This window comes from Fulvivirga aurantia (assembly GCF_009711475.1).
Classification (GTDB): domain Bacteria; phylum Bacteroidota; class Bacteroidia; order Cytophagales; family Cyclobacteriaceae; genus Fulvivirga; species Fulvivirga aurantia.
Window position 1 is genome coordinate 1 of sequence record NZ_SMMD01000217.1, and the last position, 1,011, is coordinate 1,011.

Here is a 1,011-nt window from a genome sequence, read left to right on the forward strand (position 1 = left end):
ATCCTTTGATTTCCCCGGATGGGAGTAAGCTGTTCTTTTCCAGAGCTTTTTATAAAGAAAATGTGGGTGGTGAGCTAGCGGGAATGGACATATGGATTTCTGAAAAAGATAACGAGGGTAAGTGGGGTAAGCCACATAATGACCTTGGGGTATGGAATAACAGGGAAAATAATAGCTTAATAGGCATTAAAAAGGACAATAATGTTGTTTACTTAATAAATGGATATTCGAAAGGTAAAGGGATTTCTTTTTCTAAGCAGTTGGGTGGTCAGTGGATTAAACCAGAATTATTGCCAATAAAATGGGTAGAAAGGGAAGAGATGGTTGGTTATTATATGCACCCAGATTTTGATGTAATGCTTCTGACTCTGAATGATAAAAACTCAATAGGTAAGGAAGATATTTACGTTTCATTAAAAGATTCTACAGGCACCTGGAGAAAGCCGATAAATTTAGGACCAACTATAAATACTGCTGGGTTCGAAATTTCACCATTTTTGTCAGCAGACAAAAAGCGATTATACTTTTCATCAAGTGGTCATGACGGACTTGGTGATGCAGATATATTTATGAGTGAGAGAATTTACGAGAATGATTACACTGTTTGGAGTACACCAGTCAATTTAGGGGAAAAAATAAATTCTTCTTCTTTTGATGCTTATTTCTCAACTCATGATTCTATTATATACTTTTCGAGTAATCGAAACGGGGGGTTATCGGATATTTTCACAGGGAAGATGAAGAGCGTGGGTAAAAGCGAAACTGAGCAATATGCAGAGCAATTAATTCAAGAAGCGAAACAATTGTTGAAAGAATTGAGGGGCGAAAGTGAAACAAAAGAACTGTTTATTGAGTTTTCAACAGAATCAACAGATATAGAGAGTGAGCAAAAGAAGAAGTTAAATGATTTAGTAAAATTTCTAAACTATCAATCTTATAATGAGTTAGCTTTGTTGAGCGTTGCATACGAACCAAAAAGTAAAACTTTACATACTGAGCGGCTGAGTAAGC

1 pseudogene is annotated in these 1,011 nt (G+C 35.7%); it reads left to right on the forward strand.

What is annotated here, in order from left to right:
- Positions 1–62 precede the first annotated feature (62 nt).
- Positions 63–1,011, forward strand: a pseudogene (locus E1176_RS00690) (PD40 domain-containing protein); the annotation flags it as partial.